General features: G+C 49.4%; 12 protein-coding genes. 3 read left to right on the top strand and 9 right to left on the bottom strand.

Going from position 1 to position 14,881, the window contains the following annotated elements; genetic code table 11:
• Positions 1-10: 10 nt before the first annotated feature.
• From KEF85_RS02165 to argC, 3 genes are all read right to left on the bottom strand, one after another.
• The gene (locus KEF85_RS02165) at positions 11-514 is read right to left on the bottom strand and encodes a nucleoside triphosphate pyrophosphohydrolase family protein (protein ID WP_215583111.1); all 504 of its coding nucleotides are present in this window, start codon (positions 512-514) and stop codon (positions 11-13) included.
• A gap of 78 nt (positions 515-592) precedes the next feature.
• Complete coding sequence (parC, locus tag KEF85_RS02160) at positions 593-2,830, bottom strand: DNA topoisomerase IV subunit A (RefSeq protein ID WP_215583110.1); 2,238 nt, start codon at positions 2,828-2,830, stop codon at positions 593-595.
• A 51-nt stretch (positions 2,831-2,881) separates the two neighbouring features.
• Positions 2,882-3,910, bottom strand: coding sequence for an N-acetyl-gamma-glutamyl-phosphate reductase (argC, locus tag KEF85_RS02155; protein ID WP_215583109.1), 1,029 nt, complete (start codon positions 3,908-3,910; stop codon positions 2,882-2,884).
• Between the two features lie 74 nt (positions 3,911-3,984).
• On the opposite strand from argC, the gene KEF85_RS02150 reads away from it, so the two are divergent.
• Both KEF85_RS02150 and KEF85_RS02145 read left to right on the top strand, forming a co-directional pair.
• A complete protein-coding gene (locus tag KEF85_RS02150; protein WP_215583108.1) occupies positions 3,985-4,962 on the top strand; it encodes an NAD(P)H-quinone oxidoreductase in 978 nt (325 codons plus the stop codon).
• Position 4,963: 1 nt separating this feature from the next.
• The gene (locus KEF85_RS02145) at positions 4,964-5,809 is read left to right on the top strand and encodes a sulfurtransferase (RefSeq protein WP_215583107.1); all 846 of its coding nucleotides are present in this window, start codon (positions 4,964-4,966) and stop codon (positions 5,807-5,809) included.
• A gap of 84 nt (positions 5,810-5,893) precedes the next feature.
• On the opposite strand, the gene KEF85_RS02140 is transcribed toward KEF85_RS02145, so the two are convergent.
• From KEF85_RS02140 to KEF85_RS02120, 5 genes are all read right to left on the bottom strand, one after another.
• Positions 5,894-6,994 carry a hypothetical protein gene (locus tag KEF85_RS02140; protein ID WP_215583106.1) on the bottom strand — a complete coding sequence of 367 codons (1,101 nt, stop codon included), beginning with the start codon at positions 6,992-6,994 and terminating at the stop codon, positions 5,894-5,896.
• Between the two features lie 62 nt (positions 6,995-7,056).
• Positions 7,057-8,673, bottom strand: a complete 1,617-nt coding sequence (locus tag KEF85_RS02135) for an NAD+ synthase (RefSeq protein WP_215583105.1) — start codon at positions 8,671-8,673, stop codon at positions 7,057-7,059.
• A 1-nt stretch (position 8,674) separates the two neighbouring features.
• Entirely contained in the window at positions 8,675-9,547 is an 873-nt protein-coding gene (gene sucD / locus KEF85_RS02130; protein WP_215583104.1) for a succinate--CoA ligase subunit alpha, read from the bottom strand.
• Positions 9,544-10,710 carry an ADP-forming succinate--CoA ligase subunit beta gene (gene sucC, locus KEF85_RS02125; RefSeq protein WP_215583103.1) on the bottom strand — a complete coding sequence of 389 codons (1,167 nt, stop codon included), beginning with the start codon at positions 10,708-10,710 and terminating at the stop codon, positions 9,544-9,546. The genes sucD and sucC overlap by 4 nt, the downstream gene beginning before the upstream one ends.
• A 196-nt stretch (positions 10,711-10,906) precedes the next feature.
• Positions 10,907-11,371, bottom strand: coding sequence for a hypothetical protein (locus tag KEF85_RS02120; protein WP_215583102.1), 465 nt, complete (start codon positions 11,369-11,371; stop codon positions 10,907-10,909).
• 509 nt (positions 11,372-11,880) lie between these two features.
• Between KEF85_RS02120 and KEF85_RS02115 the strand changes: the two genes are divergently transcribed.
• The gene (locus KEF85_RS02115) at positions 11,881-13,551 is read left to right on the top strand and encodes an OprO/OprP family phosphate-selective porin (protein ID WP_215583101.1); all 1,671 of its coding nucleotides are present in this window, start codon (positions 11,881-11,883) and stop codon (positions 13,549-13,551) included.
• A gap of 63 nt (positions 13,552-13,614) precedes the next feature.
• Here the strand turns inward: KEF85_RS02115 and KEF85_RS02110 are convergent, their stop codons facing one another.
• Positions 13,615-14,370, bottom strand: a complete 756-nt coding sequence (locus KEF85_RS02110) for a DUF2490 domain-containing protein (protein WP_246535017.1) — start codon at positions 14,368-14,370, stop codon at positions 13,615-13,617.
• Positions 14,371-14,881: the final 511 nt, after the last annotated feature.

Below are 14,881 nucleotides of genomic sequence, written 5' to 3'. Positions count from 1 at the left end.
GCCGCCAACCTTATTCGTAAAGCGCTACGCTTAAATCGGGCAGATGGGCAGAACCGGACCCGGAGGTTTGGCCAATTAAATGTTGATGTACCAGACGGAAGGCCTGATCAAAGTCGGCGTTGACAAAACCACGAGTCAATTGTTCGCACAAGGCGTAAAGCCCCGAATAATGCACGGTCTCTCCGGAAGTGCAGGCATTGATTTTATCGGACAGTTGGCGGACAACGGTTAATACCGAACCGTCCTGCCGCCAGTTAGCCGATACCGAGGCTATATCATCACCACGACATGCAATGGCTGCCACGGCGTTATAAGCCAGATCGATCAATCCGGCCAGAATTTTTAACAAATCACCTTCAGCGATAGCATTGCAGGTCTCGCTGCCGCAAGCCAGTAACAAGGCCTGGCGTCTAACCACGTCCATATCGGCCAAATGCACCGATTCGGAAAACTCCGCCTGGGCCACGCCATATTGTTGATGAAACTCTCTGACCAACTGTAAATGTTTGTGCATTGCTCCCCTCCTATTCAGTTAAAAAATCCAGTTTTGCTTGTTATACCGTATCGGCTATGCTTTGGTTCAATAACAAACTTATTTTCTGGTACATTCCAGTCCGTCAACTTTTTGAAATCCGCGCGGTAACAAATTACCACGATTGGCGCGATTGCCGGTGTATTGCTGGACATCCGCTCCCTTCAGCAGAAAATGGCGTTTACCCGACAAAATTTTCAATTCGCTGTCTGCCGCCATTGCGGTGACAGCTACCACCGCATCCTGACCTGAGGCCAGATCGACGGTATGGATATTGATCAGTTTATTTCCTTTACCTTTTACCAGTTCCGGTAGTTCCTGAGCCGGAAAAATAAGTAAACGGCCTTGTAAGGTGGCCACCGCCAGAAGCTCATCTTTGGCCGGAATCAATACCGGCGACATGGCTTTGCCGGCATCAGGCAAGGTCAGCACGACTTTACCGGCTTTATTTTTGCTGGATAAATCCTGTAATTGCACCCTAAAGCCATAGCCGGCGCTGCTGTACAATAACAACCAGTCCTCGGTCTGTCCGGCAAATACGTCTACAAACTGGCTGCCCGGCGGTGGATTCAGGCGACCGGTCAAGGGTTCACCCTGGCTGCGTGCCGACGGCAGATCGTGACTATTGATGGTGTAAACACGACCAGTGTCATCCAGCAAATACGCAGGCTGAGTGGTGCGACCGCGCGCAGATGCCAGATAGGCATCGCCTGCTCGGTAACTGAGGCTGGCCACGTCGATGTCATAGCCTTTGGCAGCGCGTATCCAGCCTTTTTGCGACAAAATCACCGTCACAGGCTCATTGGCTATCAATTCGGTGGTATCCAATGCCTGAGCTGCACCGCGCTCAACTATAGGCGAACGGCGTTTATCGCCGTATTTTTCCGCATCTCGTTCAATTTCTGTACGGATCAACCGGTTTAATAATTGTGCGGAACCCAGGGTTTTTTCCAAAGCCTGACGTTCTTGTTCCAGTTGGTCTTGCTCGCCGCGTATTTTCATTTCTTCCAGCTTGGCCAAATGACGCAGCTTGAGTTCCAGGATGGCTTCGGCCTGAATATCGCTTAGGCCAAACCGGGATATCAATTCGGCTTTGGGATGTTCCTCATAACGAATGATAGCGATGACTTCGTCAATATTCAGATACGCAATTAATAAGCCTTCCAGAATATGTAGTCGAGCCAGCACTTTATCCAAGCGATGCTGTAAGCGCCGGCGCACGGTAGTGGTACGAAAAGTCAGCCATTCGGAGAGGATCTGCTTCAGATTTTTCACCTGCGGCTTGCCATTCAAGCCTATCATGTTCAAATTGACCCGGTAACTTTTCTCCAAATCGGTTGTCGCGAATAAATGCGACATCAGCGCTTCCACGTCCAGACGTTTTGATTTGGGGATAATCAGCAAGCGGGTCGGATTTTCATGATCGGATTCGTCGCGCAAGTCTTCCAGCATCGGCAGTTTTTTGGCCAGCATCTGCGCGGCGATCTGTTCCAGCAGTTTGGCTCCGGAAACCTGATGCGGCAAGGCGGTGATGACGATATTGCCATCTTCCAGCTCGTATTTGGCGCGCATTTTTACCGAACCGTTTCCAGACTGATAAAGTTTTTGCAGATCAGTGCCTGAAGTTATGATTTCAGCATCGGTGGGATAGTCTGGGCCTTTGACATGCGCCAGCAAGCTTTCCAAAGTACTGTCCGGCTGATCCAGTAATTGCAGGCAGGCATTGGCTACTTCACGCAGATTGTGTGGCGGAATATCGGTGGCCATGCCCACGGCAATACCCATGGTACCGTTTAACAGTACATTAGGCAGGCGCGCGGGCAAGATGGAGGGTTCCTGCAAGGTACCGTCAAAATTATCCGTCCAATCCACCGTACCCTGCTCCAGCTCACTGAGCAAGGTTTGGGCATAGGCGGTCAGCCGTGATTCGGTATACCGCATGGCGGCAAACGATTTGGGATCATCCGGTGAACCCCAGTTACCCTGGCCGTCAATCAGGGGATAGCGATAGGAAAAGTCCTGGGCCATCAGCACCATGGCTTCATAGCAGGCTGAATCGCCGTGCGGATGGTATTTACCCAGTACATCACCGACGGTACGGGCAGATTTTTTATATTTGGCCAGTGCGGTTAAGCCCAGTTCCGACATGGCGTAAACGATACGACGCTGTACCGGTTTCAAGCCATCGCCGATATGCGGCAAGGCCCGATCCAGAATCACGTACATGGAGTAATCCAAATAGGCTTTTTCGCTGAAATCTTTCAGCGGCAGTTGTTCGAAGTTTTCCAGTGTGCCCATTAAAGCTCTAAAATTATGCTGTGTATGATGCGAAGAAATCCATTTAAGGGATTAAGGATAGAGCGCCACTTGCTGCAAACCCACGGTTTCCGGCAAATCGAACAGCAGGTTCATGGCTTGTACCGCCTGCCCGGAAGCGCCTTTGACCAGATTGTCTATCACTGACAATATCACGACCGTATCACCGCCCTGGGGCTGGTGAACAGCAATCTGGCAGCGATTGCTGCCGCGCACATTTCGGGTGTCGGCGTGACTGCCCGCCGGTAGCACATCGACAAAAGCCTCGTGCTGATAGCGCTGTTGATAAAGGCTCTGCAAATCGATGGACTTGCTGAGGCGCGCATACAGGGTAGCATGGATACCCCGAATCATGGGGGTTAAATGCGGTACGAAAGTCAATCCTACCGGCTGGCCGACGATATTGGCCAAGCCCTGGCGAATTTCCGGCAAATGCCGATGGCCGGCGACTGCGTAAGCTTTAAAGCTTTCGCCGGCTTCGCTCATCAGACTGGCCAGTTCAGCTTTGCGCCCTGCTCCGCTGACACCGGATTTGACGTCAGCTATCAGTTGGCTACTGTCTACTGCGGCATTTTCCAATAATGGTAAAAACCCCAGTTGTACTGCGGTGGGATAACAGCCGGGACAAGCGATCAGGCTGGCTTGTTTGATCTGCTCTCGGTTGATTTCCGGCAAGCCGTATACGGCAGAGGCAATCAGTTCCGGACTGGCATGTTCCATACCGTACCATTTTTGCCATTCCTGCACGTCTTTTATCCGAAAATCTGCGGATAAATCGATGACTTTGACACCATTTTTCAACAAGTCTGCAGCCATGGTCATGGCGGTACCATTAGGGGTGGCAAAAAATACTACATCGCAGGTACTCAGTTGTTGGACATCCGGACTGGTGAAAACCACCTCTGTATAACCGCGTAAGCTGGGATAAATATGATCGACACGCTGGCCGGCATCAGATCTGGAGGTGACCACACTGACCTGTACTTGCGGATGTACCAGTAAGATCCGCAACAATTCCACACCGGTATATCCGGTGCCGCCCACTATGCCTGCTTTTATCATTTGCTGTTTATCCCAATTCGCCTGAAAAGCTACCTATAATAATGTTTATCGTCATCATAGTAAAAAACCTATTCATGCGTGCTATTGAAATCATGGCTTCCAGTGCTGAACAACACCTGCAATTGACTGAACAGGCCAGGCCTGAGGTCAAGGCTGGTCAATTATTGATCAAGGTGGCTGCAGCCGGAGTGAATCGACCGGATCTACTGCAACGTCAGGGTGTGTACCCGCCACCACCCGGCGCTTCCACCATTCTGGGACTGGAAATTGCCGGCTGGGTTAAGGAAGTTGGGCTTGGTATCAGCGGCTTTCAGCCGGGCGATAAAGTCTGCGCGCTGGTCAGCGGCGGAGGCTATGCCGAATACTGTGTGGCTGATGCGCTGAGCTGTCTGCCGATTCCGGATCATTTCAGTTTTATTGAGGCGGCAGCCATTCCTGAAACTTTTTTTACAGTTTGGAGTAATGTGTTCATGCGCGGTGCTTTGCAGCCTGATGAAAGCCTGCTGGTGCATGGCGGCGGCAGCGGTATAGGTACCACTGCGATACTGCTGGCCAAGGCTTTTGGCAATCCGGTATATGTGACTGCAGGCAGCGCAGAAAAATGCCGGAAGTGTCTGGCCTTGGGGGCAACGGCGGCCATTGACTACTCTCAGCAGGATTTTGTCTCTGCCATTCGCGAGCTGAGCAATGGCAAAGGCGTGGATGTGATTCTGGATATGATAGGTGGCGATTATTTGCCCGGCAATCTGCAATGCCTGGCTATTGAAGGCCGACTGGTACAAATTGCCATACAGCATGGCGCAAAAGCAGAAATCAATCTGTGGCAGCTAATGACCAAGCGTTTGACAGTCAGCGGCTCTACTTTGCGCAATAGGGATACGGAATTTAAGAGCAAAATCGCCCGGCAATTATTGGACAAGGTCTGGCCCTTGTTAAGTGCCGGCCAAATCCGACCCTGTATTGCTGCGGTATTTCCATTGGCTGATGCCGAACTGGCCCATCAGTTGATGCAAAACAATTTACATTTTGGCAAAATTATTCTGGAGATTTGAAATGGCTTATTCAACCATTATTTCGGCTCAGGCTTTGGCTGAGCATCTTGATCAGAAAGACTGGGTGGTGATCGACTGCCGGTTTTCCCTGGCTGACAACACGGCAGGCCGGAAGGCTTACCGACAGGGACATATTCCCGGTGCTCGCTATGCCGATCTGAATCTGGATTTGTCGGCCCCGGTAAAAAGCTATACCGGTCGTCATCCTTTGCCTGATTTTACGCTGCTGTCACAAAAACTTGGGGCGTGGGGGGTTGGCAACCGGAGTCAGGTGGTAGTTTACGATGATGCCGGCGGGGCTTTTGCCGGCCGTTTGTGGTGGTTGTTGCGCAGCTTGGGGCACCAGCAGGTTGCCGTGCTGGATGGCGGAATACGTCAATGGCAACAACATGGTCTGGCCTTGACTACGACTTTGCCAAAACCGGTTAAAACTCAATTCCGCAGTTATCTGGATAATCGCCAATGGTTAAGCGCCAACCAAGTGGAAGACGGCTTGGCGGCCGACAAGATAGTGCTGGTTGATGCCAGAACCCCGGAACGGTTTGCCGGTCGGCAGGAGCCGATTGATCCGGTTGCAGGGCATGTACCTAAAGCTTTGAACCGGCCTTTGCAGTTAAATCTTAATCAACAGGGCCGGTTTTTAGCCCCTAAGCAATTACGTGAACAGTTTCTCAGCTTGATTGGTACCATTGCACCCGAGCAGGTGGTACATATGTGCGGTTCCGGTGTGACCGGCTGTCATAATTTATTGGCGATGGAGCTAGCCGGACTGACTGGTTCGAGATTGTATGCCGGTTCATGGAGTGAATGGATCACCAACCGTAATCGTGGCGTGAGCCGGGAATAACAGCAAGCCTGCACCAAGTTTGGCTATCCATTGACCTCTGAAAATAAGCGCTTGATTGCCAAATTTAGTGCCGCCAGTTCAAAATCAGGTTTTGGGCAAACCGAGCTGATGGGACAAATAAGCACGGACCAGGTTACGCAAACCGGTCGAGGATACTTCCAAGCCCAATGGCGCGGCTATGGTATCGAACTGATAAAGTACATCAGTAGCCGTCACCAGGGTGATAAATTGCAAACCTTCGGTTCCGGGTAGTTGTTTGGAGGCATTACGCAACAGCGGAGCCAGTTTATCCCAGGAGTCTTTGAAGAACTCGCGCACTGGGTCGGGGCCGCTGTTATCCGGATTGCTCAGGCCTTCCTGAAAGGCATCTCCGGCTTCTTGTAAGACTTCCCGCAAACTGGCTTTATCCTGTGCCGATTGTTCCGCCAGCACCGGCTGATTCAGACCATTTTCCAGACTATGTTGCCAGCTTTGCCAGAGTTGTTGCCATTGCTGCATTTCATCGGCACTAAACGCGGCAGCCTGAAGCGGCTGCTTTTTCTTTTTGAAACCGACAAAACCCAGTTTGATTTGCAGAGCGTTATCGCCAACTTGGACATGTTTGAAACGCAGGCTGTTCAGGGTATCATGCAAAGTTTCACTGTCATCGGCACTAATATATGGTAGCAAAGTTTTGGCAATATCATTACGGGCCTGATTCAGATCGATTTTTAAATCCGAAAGTTGCGCCTGTACGGCTTTATTGATTACATCCTGTAACTGACCGATATTCAGCGGCTGACCGCCTGGATCATAAGCTGTAATGCGGCTGACCGGAAAACTGAGTACCGCACCGGTGACATCCAGTTTGGGTTGCTGAAATGTTTGTAAAACACCACGCCATTCGATGGCTGGCATGCATTTACCTGCCAGTAACAAACCGATACGAGCGTGAACTTTATTATCAATTTTTATCTGCGAATTTTCAGCGCTGATTTGCGGATCGGCCAAATCCAAAAAACTGCATTCTTTACCGTCTTTCCATAGCCGAGCCGTAGTGTCAGGACGGTTATAGAGCTGTTTGATCAAGACATTGCGGATCAGCTGATAATCCAGAGGCACAGTCAGGGTGGTTTCGGCAGCATGGGCGCTGCTGATCAAGCCCAACAAGCCACCGATCAGCACTAGGGTTGGTATGATAGGCATTGAATACTCCAATAAATTTTGCTTTGCAGTTTAATCGTCGGGGCCGGGGCGGAATTTATTATTTAGACTGGTATCACACCACGATAGGCCGAAGAGATTGGGTAACGACGATCACGCCCAAATGCTCTGGGCGTGATACGGATACCCGGTGGCGATTGGCGGCGTTTGTATTCGTTTCTATCCACCAGAGCTATTGCGCGATTTACATCAACCAGACGATAGCCTAATGCTACTATGTCGGCAGCAGCGTAATCGTGTTCAACATAGAGCTCCAGAATAGGATCCAGTACCGCATAAGGCGGCAGCGAGTCTTCATCTTTTTGATCTGGGGCAAGTTCGGCTGATGGTGGCCTGGTCAATACACGCGGCGGTATCACCTCTGACAAGCTGTTACGATAGGCTGCCAGTTGATAAACCAATAATTTGTAAACATCTTTTAGCGGAGCAAAGCCGCCGGCCATATCACCATATAAAGTGGCGTAACCAACACTCATCTCGCTTTTGTTGCCGGTAGTCAGCAGCAGCTTGCCCTGTTTGTTGGACAGGGCCATCAATAGCACGCCGCGACAACGAGCCTGGATATTTTCTTCGGTGGTATCACGTTTACTGCCGGTAAATAGCGGAGCCAACATGTCATTAAAGGCATGAACCGCCGGTTCGATAGGTATGATGTGATGCTGCACCCCCAGAGCTTCGGCTTCCAATCGGGCATCTTCATTGCTCATATCCAGGGTGTAACGCGAGGGCATCAAAACGGCTTCAACCTGCTCAGGGCCAAGTGCATCGACTGCCAACGCCAGCACCAGTGCCGAATCTATGCCACCGGATAAACCCAGGATGGCCCCTTTGAAACCGTTTTTACGTACATAGTCGCGGATACCGAGTACCAAAGCCCGATATTCGCTGATAACCGGCTGGTAATGTTCGGCCACGGCGGCTGTCTGGGGTTGCTTGTCGACAAAGCGGATGATGCTCAATTGTTCGCCGAATTCCACAGCGCGAAACACGATGCGACCATCCCGATCTGCTACAAATGAGGCTCCATCGAAAATTAATTCGTCCTGCCCGCCGATCTGGTTAACATAAACCAGAGGAATTTGTGATTCTTTGATTTGCCGACCAATAATTTCTTCGCGCTGATAGACTTTACCGGCATGAAACGGCGAGGCATTCAGGGACAAAATGATTTCAGCACCAGCCTGTCGGTTGGTCTCGATGATGCCGGCCCGCCAGATGTCTTCACAAATTGTCAAGGCCAATCGGGTATTGTTTAAGGTAAACAGGGCTGGTTCGCTGCCGGCAATGAAATAGCGCTGTTCATCGAACACGCCATAGTTAGGCAAAGCATTTTTATAATATTCAAGCTGAATTTCGCCATCCGCCAATACCGCAGCCGTGTTGTACAGGCCATGATCCTGGCGTTTTGGATAACCGATCACCACGGTGATACCCTGAGTTTGCCTGGCTATTTCCAGGACAGCCTGAGCAATCTGCTGCAAAAAATCGGCACGAAACAGTAAGTCTTCCGGTGGATAGCCACTGACACACAATTCCGGGAAGACAATCAGGTCAGCCTGTTGCTGTCTGGCCCGATGGGCTGCATCGATAATTTTGGCAGTGTTGCCAGACACATCAGCAACGCTGAAATTAAGCTGAGCTAAGGCTATATCGATCTGCATATCAATTTGTAAAGCAATCCCGCATGGCTAAACCGATATCGGAAGGTGAACTGACCATGACGACTCCAGCGGCGCGCATAGCCGCGACTTTGCCGGCTGCGGTTCCGACACCACCGGTGACGATGGCACCCGCATGACCCATACGTTTGCCGGGCGGTGCCGTCAATCCGGCGATATATCCCACCACGGGTTTGCTGACGTGGGCTTTGATAAACTCAGCGGCGCGCTCCTCGTCGCCACCGCCGATTTCACCCACCATGACGATACCCTGGGTCTGTTCATCCTGCTGCAAACGGCTTAAAACGTCGATAAAATTCATGCCGCGTATCGGATCACCGCCTATACCGACACAGGTACTTTGACCTAAACCCTGACGAGTGGTCTGATGCACTGCCTCATAGGTAAGAGTCCCGGAGCGGGACACTATGCCGATTTTGCCGGGCGTGTGGATGTGTCCGGGCATAATGCCGATTTTACATTGACCGGGAGTGATGACGCCGGGACAGTTTGGCCCCACCAGTAATGATTGACTACCCTGTATAGCGGCTTTGACTTTAAGCATATCCAACACCGGGATACCCTCGGTGATGCACACAATCAATTCAATGCCGGCATCGACGGCTTCTAAGATAGCATCTGCGGCCAAAAACGGCGGTACATAAATCATGCTGGCAGTGGCCTGAGTTGCAGCTACGACTTGTCTGACGGTATCAAACACCGGCAAATCCAGATGAGTTGTACCTCCCCGACCAGGGGTAACCCCGCCGACCAGACGAGTGCCGTAAATTAAGGCTTGCTGGGAATGAAAACTGCCCTGTTTACCGGTAAAACCCTGACATATCACTCGGGTATCGGCGTCTATCAGTATACTCATGCGGCCTCCGCCAATGCGACAGCCTGTTCCGCTGCACTGTTTAAATCATCAGCAGCATACAAACCCAAGCCGGAATTGCTGAGCATGGCCCTCCCCTGCTCGGCGTTGGTACCCTCCAGCCTCACCACCACCGGAACGGTTAAGTGCATATCTGCCACTGCCGCCAGAATACCGGCAGCAATAACATCGCAATGCACAATGCCGCCAAAAATATTGACCAATACGGCTTTAACCACACCATCAGCCAGAATCAGTTTGAAGGCTTCTTTGACTTTGTCTTTATTGGTACCGCCACCGACATCCAGAAAATTGGCCGGTGATCCGCCTTTGAGTTTAACCATATCCATAGTAGCCATCGCCAGTCCAGCCCCATTGACCATGCAGCCGATATTGCCGCCCAAGGTGACATAGTTGAGATCAAACTGTTTTGCTTCTGCCTCTTTGATGTCTTCCTGACTGATATCGCGCAGTGCAACAATATCAGGATGCGCAGCCACTGCATTATCATCAAAATTGATTTTGGCATCCAATGCTACTAAGTGGCCTTGTTCCGTCTCAATTAAGGGATTTATTTCAATTTGACTGGCATGTTTGCTGACAAATAACTGGTATATGCCGACCATGATGTTTTGCAACTGGGCCTGCTGCTCTTTGCCCAACGCCAAGGCTGCGGCGATTTGCCGGCCATGATAGGCTTGCAAACCGGCTGCGGGATGCACTGTGGTACGCACGATCAGTTCGGGGGTTTCTGCCGCGACTGTCTCTATATCCATTCCCCCGGCTGCAGAAGCGATAAAAATCAGGCGTTCGCTGTCCCGATCTACCAGCAGACTCAGGTAAAATTCGCGTTTGATTGCCGATACTTCTTCGATCAAAACCTGATTTACCGGCAAACCAGCTGCATCTGTTTGCTGGGTACGCAAGTATTTTCCCAACATACCGGCGGCATATTCGCTGACTTCCGACAAGGATTTGGCAATTTTGACACCGCCGGATTTACCTCTGGCACCGGCATGAATTTGGGCCTTTACGGCCCAGGCCTGTCCAGCCAAAGTTTGGGCATGATGACGAGCTTGTTCGGCATCGGTTGCCACTAGCCCATAAGGCACGGGTACAGAAAACTCGGCGAGTAACTGTTTGGCCTGATATTCATGGATATTCATTTAATTACTCCACGTAATTAGCTGGTCAAGCGGATAGTCATTATATAACGCTATAGGCAGAAAAGCTCGGCCGACGTTGGCAAGGAAGGGAGGTAAGCTTGAACAGAGACAGATGTGTTAGCGGCTGATACGAATAATTCGTTTTGTAGAAACAGTTGGACACACCAACTGTTTCTACAAAACTGCAGGTAGTTACTTATTGATATTTGTCGATTGCCTTTAATTTTTGCAAGGCTTCTTGAATTTTGAGTTTGACATCATCAGTCAATTCATTGTTTTTGTAAACTTTTTCCAGCAACCCTTCTTCAAGCAGTGCATCTTTTATCCACCGTTTGGCGAAAGCGTAATTACCGGGAATTTTGCTGATTTCGCCGGTTTTGGGGTTTTTCAGACTATCCTGAGCGACTGCTTCGCTAACAAGCACAGTTTCGGCGGATTTGGTATTGGCCGGAACGGGTTTTGGACGCGCTGGTTTGGCTGCCACGGCTTTTACCGGCTGAGGCTTTGATTCCGCCACAGTCGCACTAACTGAGGCCGCAGCCGGCTCAGGTTTGCTCACTCTGGCTTTATGGCTGGCTGCCGGGCTTTTTTTATCACCTAGAACCACAAATACGACATAAGCTACAAAAACAACGGTCAGTATAAAAAATAACTCAGCCATAACCCTTCCTCTAGTTTTATTTTAATTTTAGGAAAAACACAGTGTAAACGATAGTGTGAATATACCAGAGCGAACGAAAACGGTAAACCAATAGCACTTAAAAATTAAATTATTAAATTCGTATCAGTAAACAATAGTGACGAGTTTTATTAAGTTTAACCGAGCGGCAAGACGTAATGATAGCGTCATAATATTTAAACAAAACCGTGATATAAATAGCGCCAACAACTTTTTAGGCCATCAGTTCAGCCGTTATTTCAGCTTAATCATTATCTTTGGATGGCGAGCTCTCAGATTGGAACGGCTTTAAGCCAGACTATTTAATCAGAGCCATTTGTCATATAACAGTCATATTGTCATATTTCTGTCACATTGAGTCTTTAGAATTTTCTACAGTTTTACGTATCAGCTAAATGCTTAATTGGTCTCAACAGCCTGAAACAAAGCCTTTTGTTCTTACAAAAATCAAACTAACTAATTGATAATAAAATATATTCGGAGATTTACGCATGAAGCTGACTAAACTCAGTTTGGCAATAGTTACTGCTTTAGGCGCTGGCGCAATCAGCGATGCCTTGGCGCTGGACTTATATGTCGATAGCAAAACCCAGCAAATATTTGCCGAACCCGGCCCAGGCCGAACCAAACTGGGAACCTTTCAGCGGGTCGAAGACAGCCCCAATCAACAGGTGGAAACAGCTCAACAAAAAGCTGAAATAGACAAAATCAAAGAAGACTTAGCCTTAAAAACCAATGAATTAAAAGCCATAGACGAACACTTGAAAGATCCAACTGAAGGCAAGCTGCATATTGACGAAAAAGGCATTAAGTTTGAAAGCAAAGATGGCAATTTCGATATGGCTATTACCGGCCGAATGCAGGTCGACTCCCAAAGCAATGTCTCGGGCCTGGATGGCGTGGGCAGCAGTAAAGTAGCCAAAACTGACCAACCTTCTGATGGCGCCAATATTCGTCGGGCCCGGTTAGGTCTGGAAGGCAGTTTTTATAAAGATTACGAATATAAATTCGAGTACGATTTCAGCCGTGGTAACGGTACTGTCGCTGCCGGCATTACCGATGCCTATATCAATTGGAAAGGTTATGATCCGTTTGGACTTAAAGTGGGGTCTTTTAAAGAACCGTTCAGCTTGGAAGAAGCCACCAGTAACCGCTGGACTACTTTTATCGAACGTAATATGGCGGTCAACTCTTTCTCTGACAACCCTAACGCTTACAAAACCGGCCTGGGGTTGAACTATGCCCAGCCACGCTGGACTGCAGCCGGCGCATTTTTGACTGAACCCGTTGGCGGCGGCTGGGCCTATAATTCTTCTTTGAATGGCGGCTATAACAGTGCTGCAGCATCAAGTGCCTACAGCAATATCAACGGCAATCAAAACCGCAGCAACGGTTCCGGTGATACCGGCTGGGAACTGACTGGCCGTGTCACTACTTTGCCCTGGTTTGAAGACAAAAACAAATTCGTCCATTTGGGCGCTTCCGGCTCACAACGCCAGGTCAACAACAATTATGATGCCAGCGGCAATCTAGCCAGCGGCGGTATGACTTTTAATGCGACAATCGACGGCAACGTTGATCGTACCTCAGTTCTGAACACAGGTAGTTTAACCAATATTGCCGGCAAGAATGCTGCACATAGGGTCAACAAAATTACCCGGTTTGGCGGCGAGGGTGCGGTGGTTTACAAATCTTTATCCGCCCAGGCTGAGTACATTCAGACCGACGTTTCCGGGATAGGCTACACCAACGAATCGCTAAACGGTTATTATGGTTTTGTGAGTTATTTCCTGACCGGCGAATCCAGAACCTATAAAGCCAAAACCGGCGCCTGGGACAGAATTAAGCCCAATAGCAATTTCTCGACTCATGGCGGCGGCTGGGGAGCCTGGGAACTGGCGGCTGGCTATGATTACCTGAATCTGAACAGTGGTGTCATTCACGGTGGCCGGGCCAGTACCGGTAAATTCGGCATTAACTGGTATCCAATGTCTCACGTCAAACTGATGGCCAATCTGATCCATTATTTGAATGTTGATACTGCCGACATCAATGTGGTTAAAGCCGACGGCAGCACTGACGCCGCAGCAACCGCCCGCTCCAAAGCCTACAACAGCGCCAATCTGGATACTGTTGAGGCCAGGGTCCAGGTCGATTTCTAAACCCATTCAAACGCCGACTTTCTGTTGAATGTCGGCGTTTGCCCTGGATAAGTATGAATTTAGTTAAAAGTTAACAAATACTGATGCCATCGCCAAATGATACATATAGTTATTGCGGTGATTGGCATCATCAAGGTATTGATTCATATAACCCAGCTCGGTTCTGACATTGCTGTTAAATGTCCAGCCAAATCCGGCAAAACCCCGGTTTTGGTCAAAACCTGAACGACCACCCCAATCGGTATTGTTAACCCGGACAAACACTTCGTCCCAAGTAATAAAGCTCAATTTATTATCAAAACCGATAGGCAGCGTGTATTTAATCATTTGGCGCGGTCTTTCTCTGACCTGCTGCCCCAAACCAAAGTTGGTTTCCCACATGGTTCGGAACATAAAGTTACCGTAATCAGTTGGCAAAACATAACGGAACGCCGGCCAGACATCCTGCTGCGCCACATATGGGCCATTATGTTGAGTGCCGAATTTGAGGTTTTGGGTAGGCAGCCAAGTATATCCGGCCCAGATGGTGGCGCGATCGCTAAGCGAATAACCTACCGCTGTCCTTACCATGCCTTGATACCAATGATTGAAGTTGTCATTGAAACGGGTTTGACCTTCTACCCAGACTCTGGCTTTTTTGGATAGCGAAGGTGAAATCGACTCCATACTGCCTTCACCAACTGCTTGCAACCAGGCACCGGTTGCTTCGACCATAAGATTTTCAGTTGGCGCTTCTGCGTAAACACCCCCGGCATACCAGCCGACTTGCAGCATAATGATTTGCATAACAAGCAAACGCTTGAATGATTTACGTATCATAATTTGATTCCTAATTTTTGGTGTTAATAATAAAACTGAGTCCGCCGGCTGAGTAACCGAGCAAATCAGCAGTGCTAGGCAACTGCAAAATTACGCCCTAGAGTTACCTTAGCAATGAACGTGCCCGCCTGACCGGGCGATTAACTTTGATTGTCATATTGTAGCGCTTATAAGGGGGGATTCACCACTAGGCCGGCAATCGGCAATGAGCTGCCAGCAGGCAATATTGCTTTGAAATGCCCTTGGCTTTGTTACTTCAGGCATTATGGTTAGAGATAGGCAATGGCAACACAGAAATGTGACACTGAAGCCATCTTTTCCAGCTTGCTCCCAACCAATATTTGGCTCACTCAACGATTTTAAAAGCATTTGGTTTAAACAAACCGGTTAAATTGGTTTATTTGCCCCGCCGATATGGATATACTCAGTCAGGTTTACCGGTTGATAGCCTTAAACATTGGCTTTGCCAGAGCACTCAGGTCGACTAAAAACCTAAGCCATGAACAGGGGG

The organism is Methylomonas paludis (genome assembly GCF_018734325.1).
Classification (GTDB): Bacteria; Pseudomonadota; Gammaproteobacteria; order Methylococcales; family Methylomonadaceae; genus Methylomonas; species Methylomonas paludis.
This window is presented reverse-complemented; position numbering and strand designations above follow the sequence as displayed.

Coding starts and splice junctions, on each gene's coding strand:
- parC (WP_215583110.1), bottom strand. CDS start 2,830: ATGGGCACACTGGAAAACTTCGAACAACTGCCGCTGAAAGATTTCAGC.
- KEF85_RS02140 (WP_215583106.1), bottom strand. CDS start 6,994: ATGCCTATCATACCAACCCTAGTGCTGATCGGTGGCTTGTTGGGCTTG.
- KEF85_RS02150 (WP_215583108.1), top strand. CDS start 3,985: ATGCGTGCTATTGAAATCATGGCTTCCAGTGCTGAACAACACCTGCAA.
- KEF85_RS02165 (WP_215583111.1), bottom strand. CDS start 514: ATGCACAAACATTTACAGTTGGTCAGAGAGTTTCATCAACAATATGGC.
- argC (WP_215583109.1), bottom strand. CDS start 3,910: ATGATAAAAGCAGGCATAGTGGGCGGCACCGGATATACCGGTGTGGAA.
- KEF85_RS02120 (WP_215583102.1), bottom strand. CDS start 11,371: ATGGCTGAGTTATTTTTTATACTGACCGTTGTTTTTGTAGCTTATGTC.
- KEF85_RS02145 (WP_215583107.1), top strand. CDS start 4,964: ATGGCTTATTCAACCATTATTTCGGCTCAGGCTTTGGCTGAGCATCTT.
- sucD (WP_215583104.1), bottom strand. CDS start 9,547: ATGAGTATACTGATAGACGCCGATACCCGAGTGATATGTCAGGGTTTT.
- KEF85_RS02115 (WP_215583101.1), top strand. CDS start 11,881: ATGAAGCTGACTAAACTCAGTTTGGCAATAGTTACTGCTTTAGGCGCT.
- KEF85_RS02135 (WP_215583105.1), bottom strand. CDS start 8,673: ATGCAGATCGATATAGCCTTAGCTCAGCTTAATTTCAGCGTTGCTGAT.
- KEF85_RS02110 (WP_246535017.1), bottom strand. CDS start 14,370: ATGATACGTAAATCATTCAAGCGTTTGCTTGTTATGCAAATCATTATG.
- sucC (WP_215583103.1), bottom strand. CDS start 10,710: ATGAATATCCATGAATATCAGGCCAAACAGTTACTCGCCGAGTTTTCT.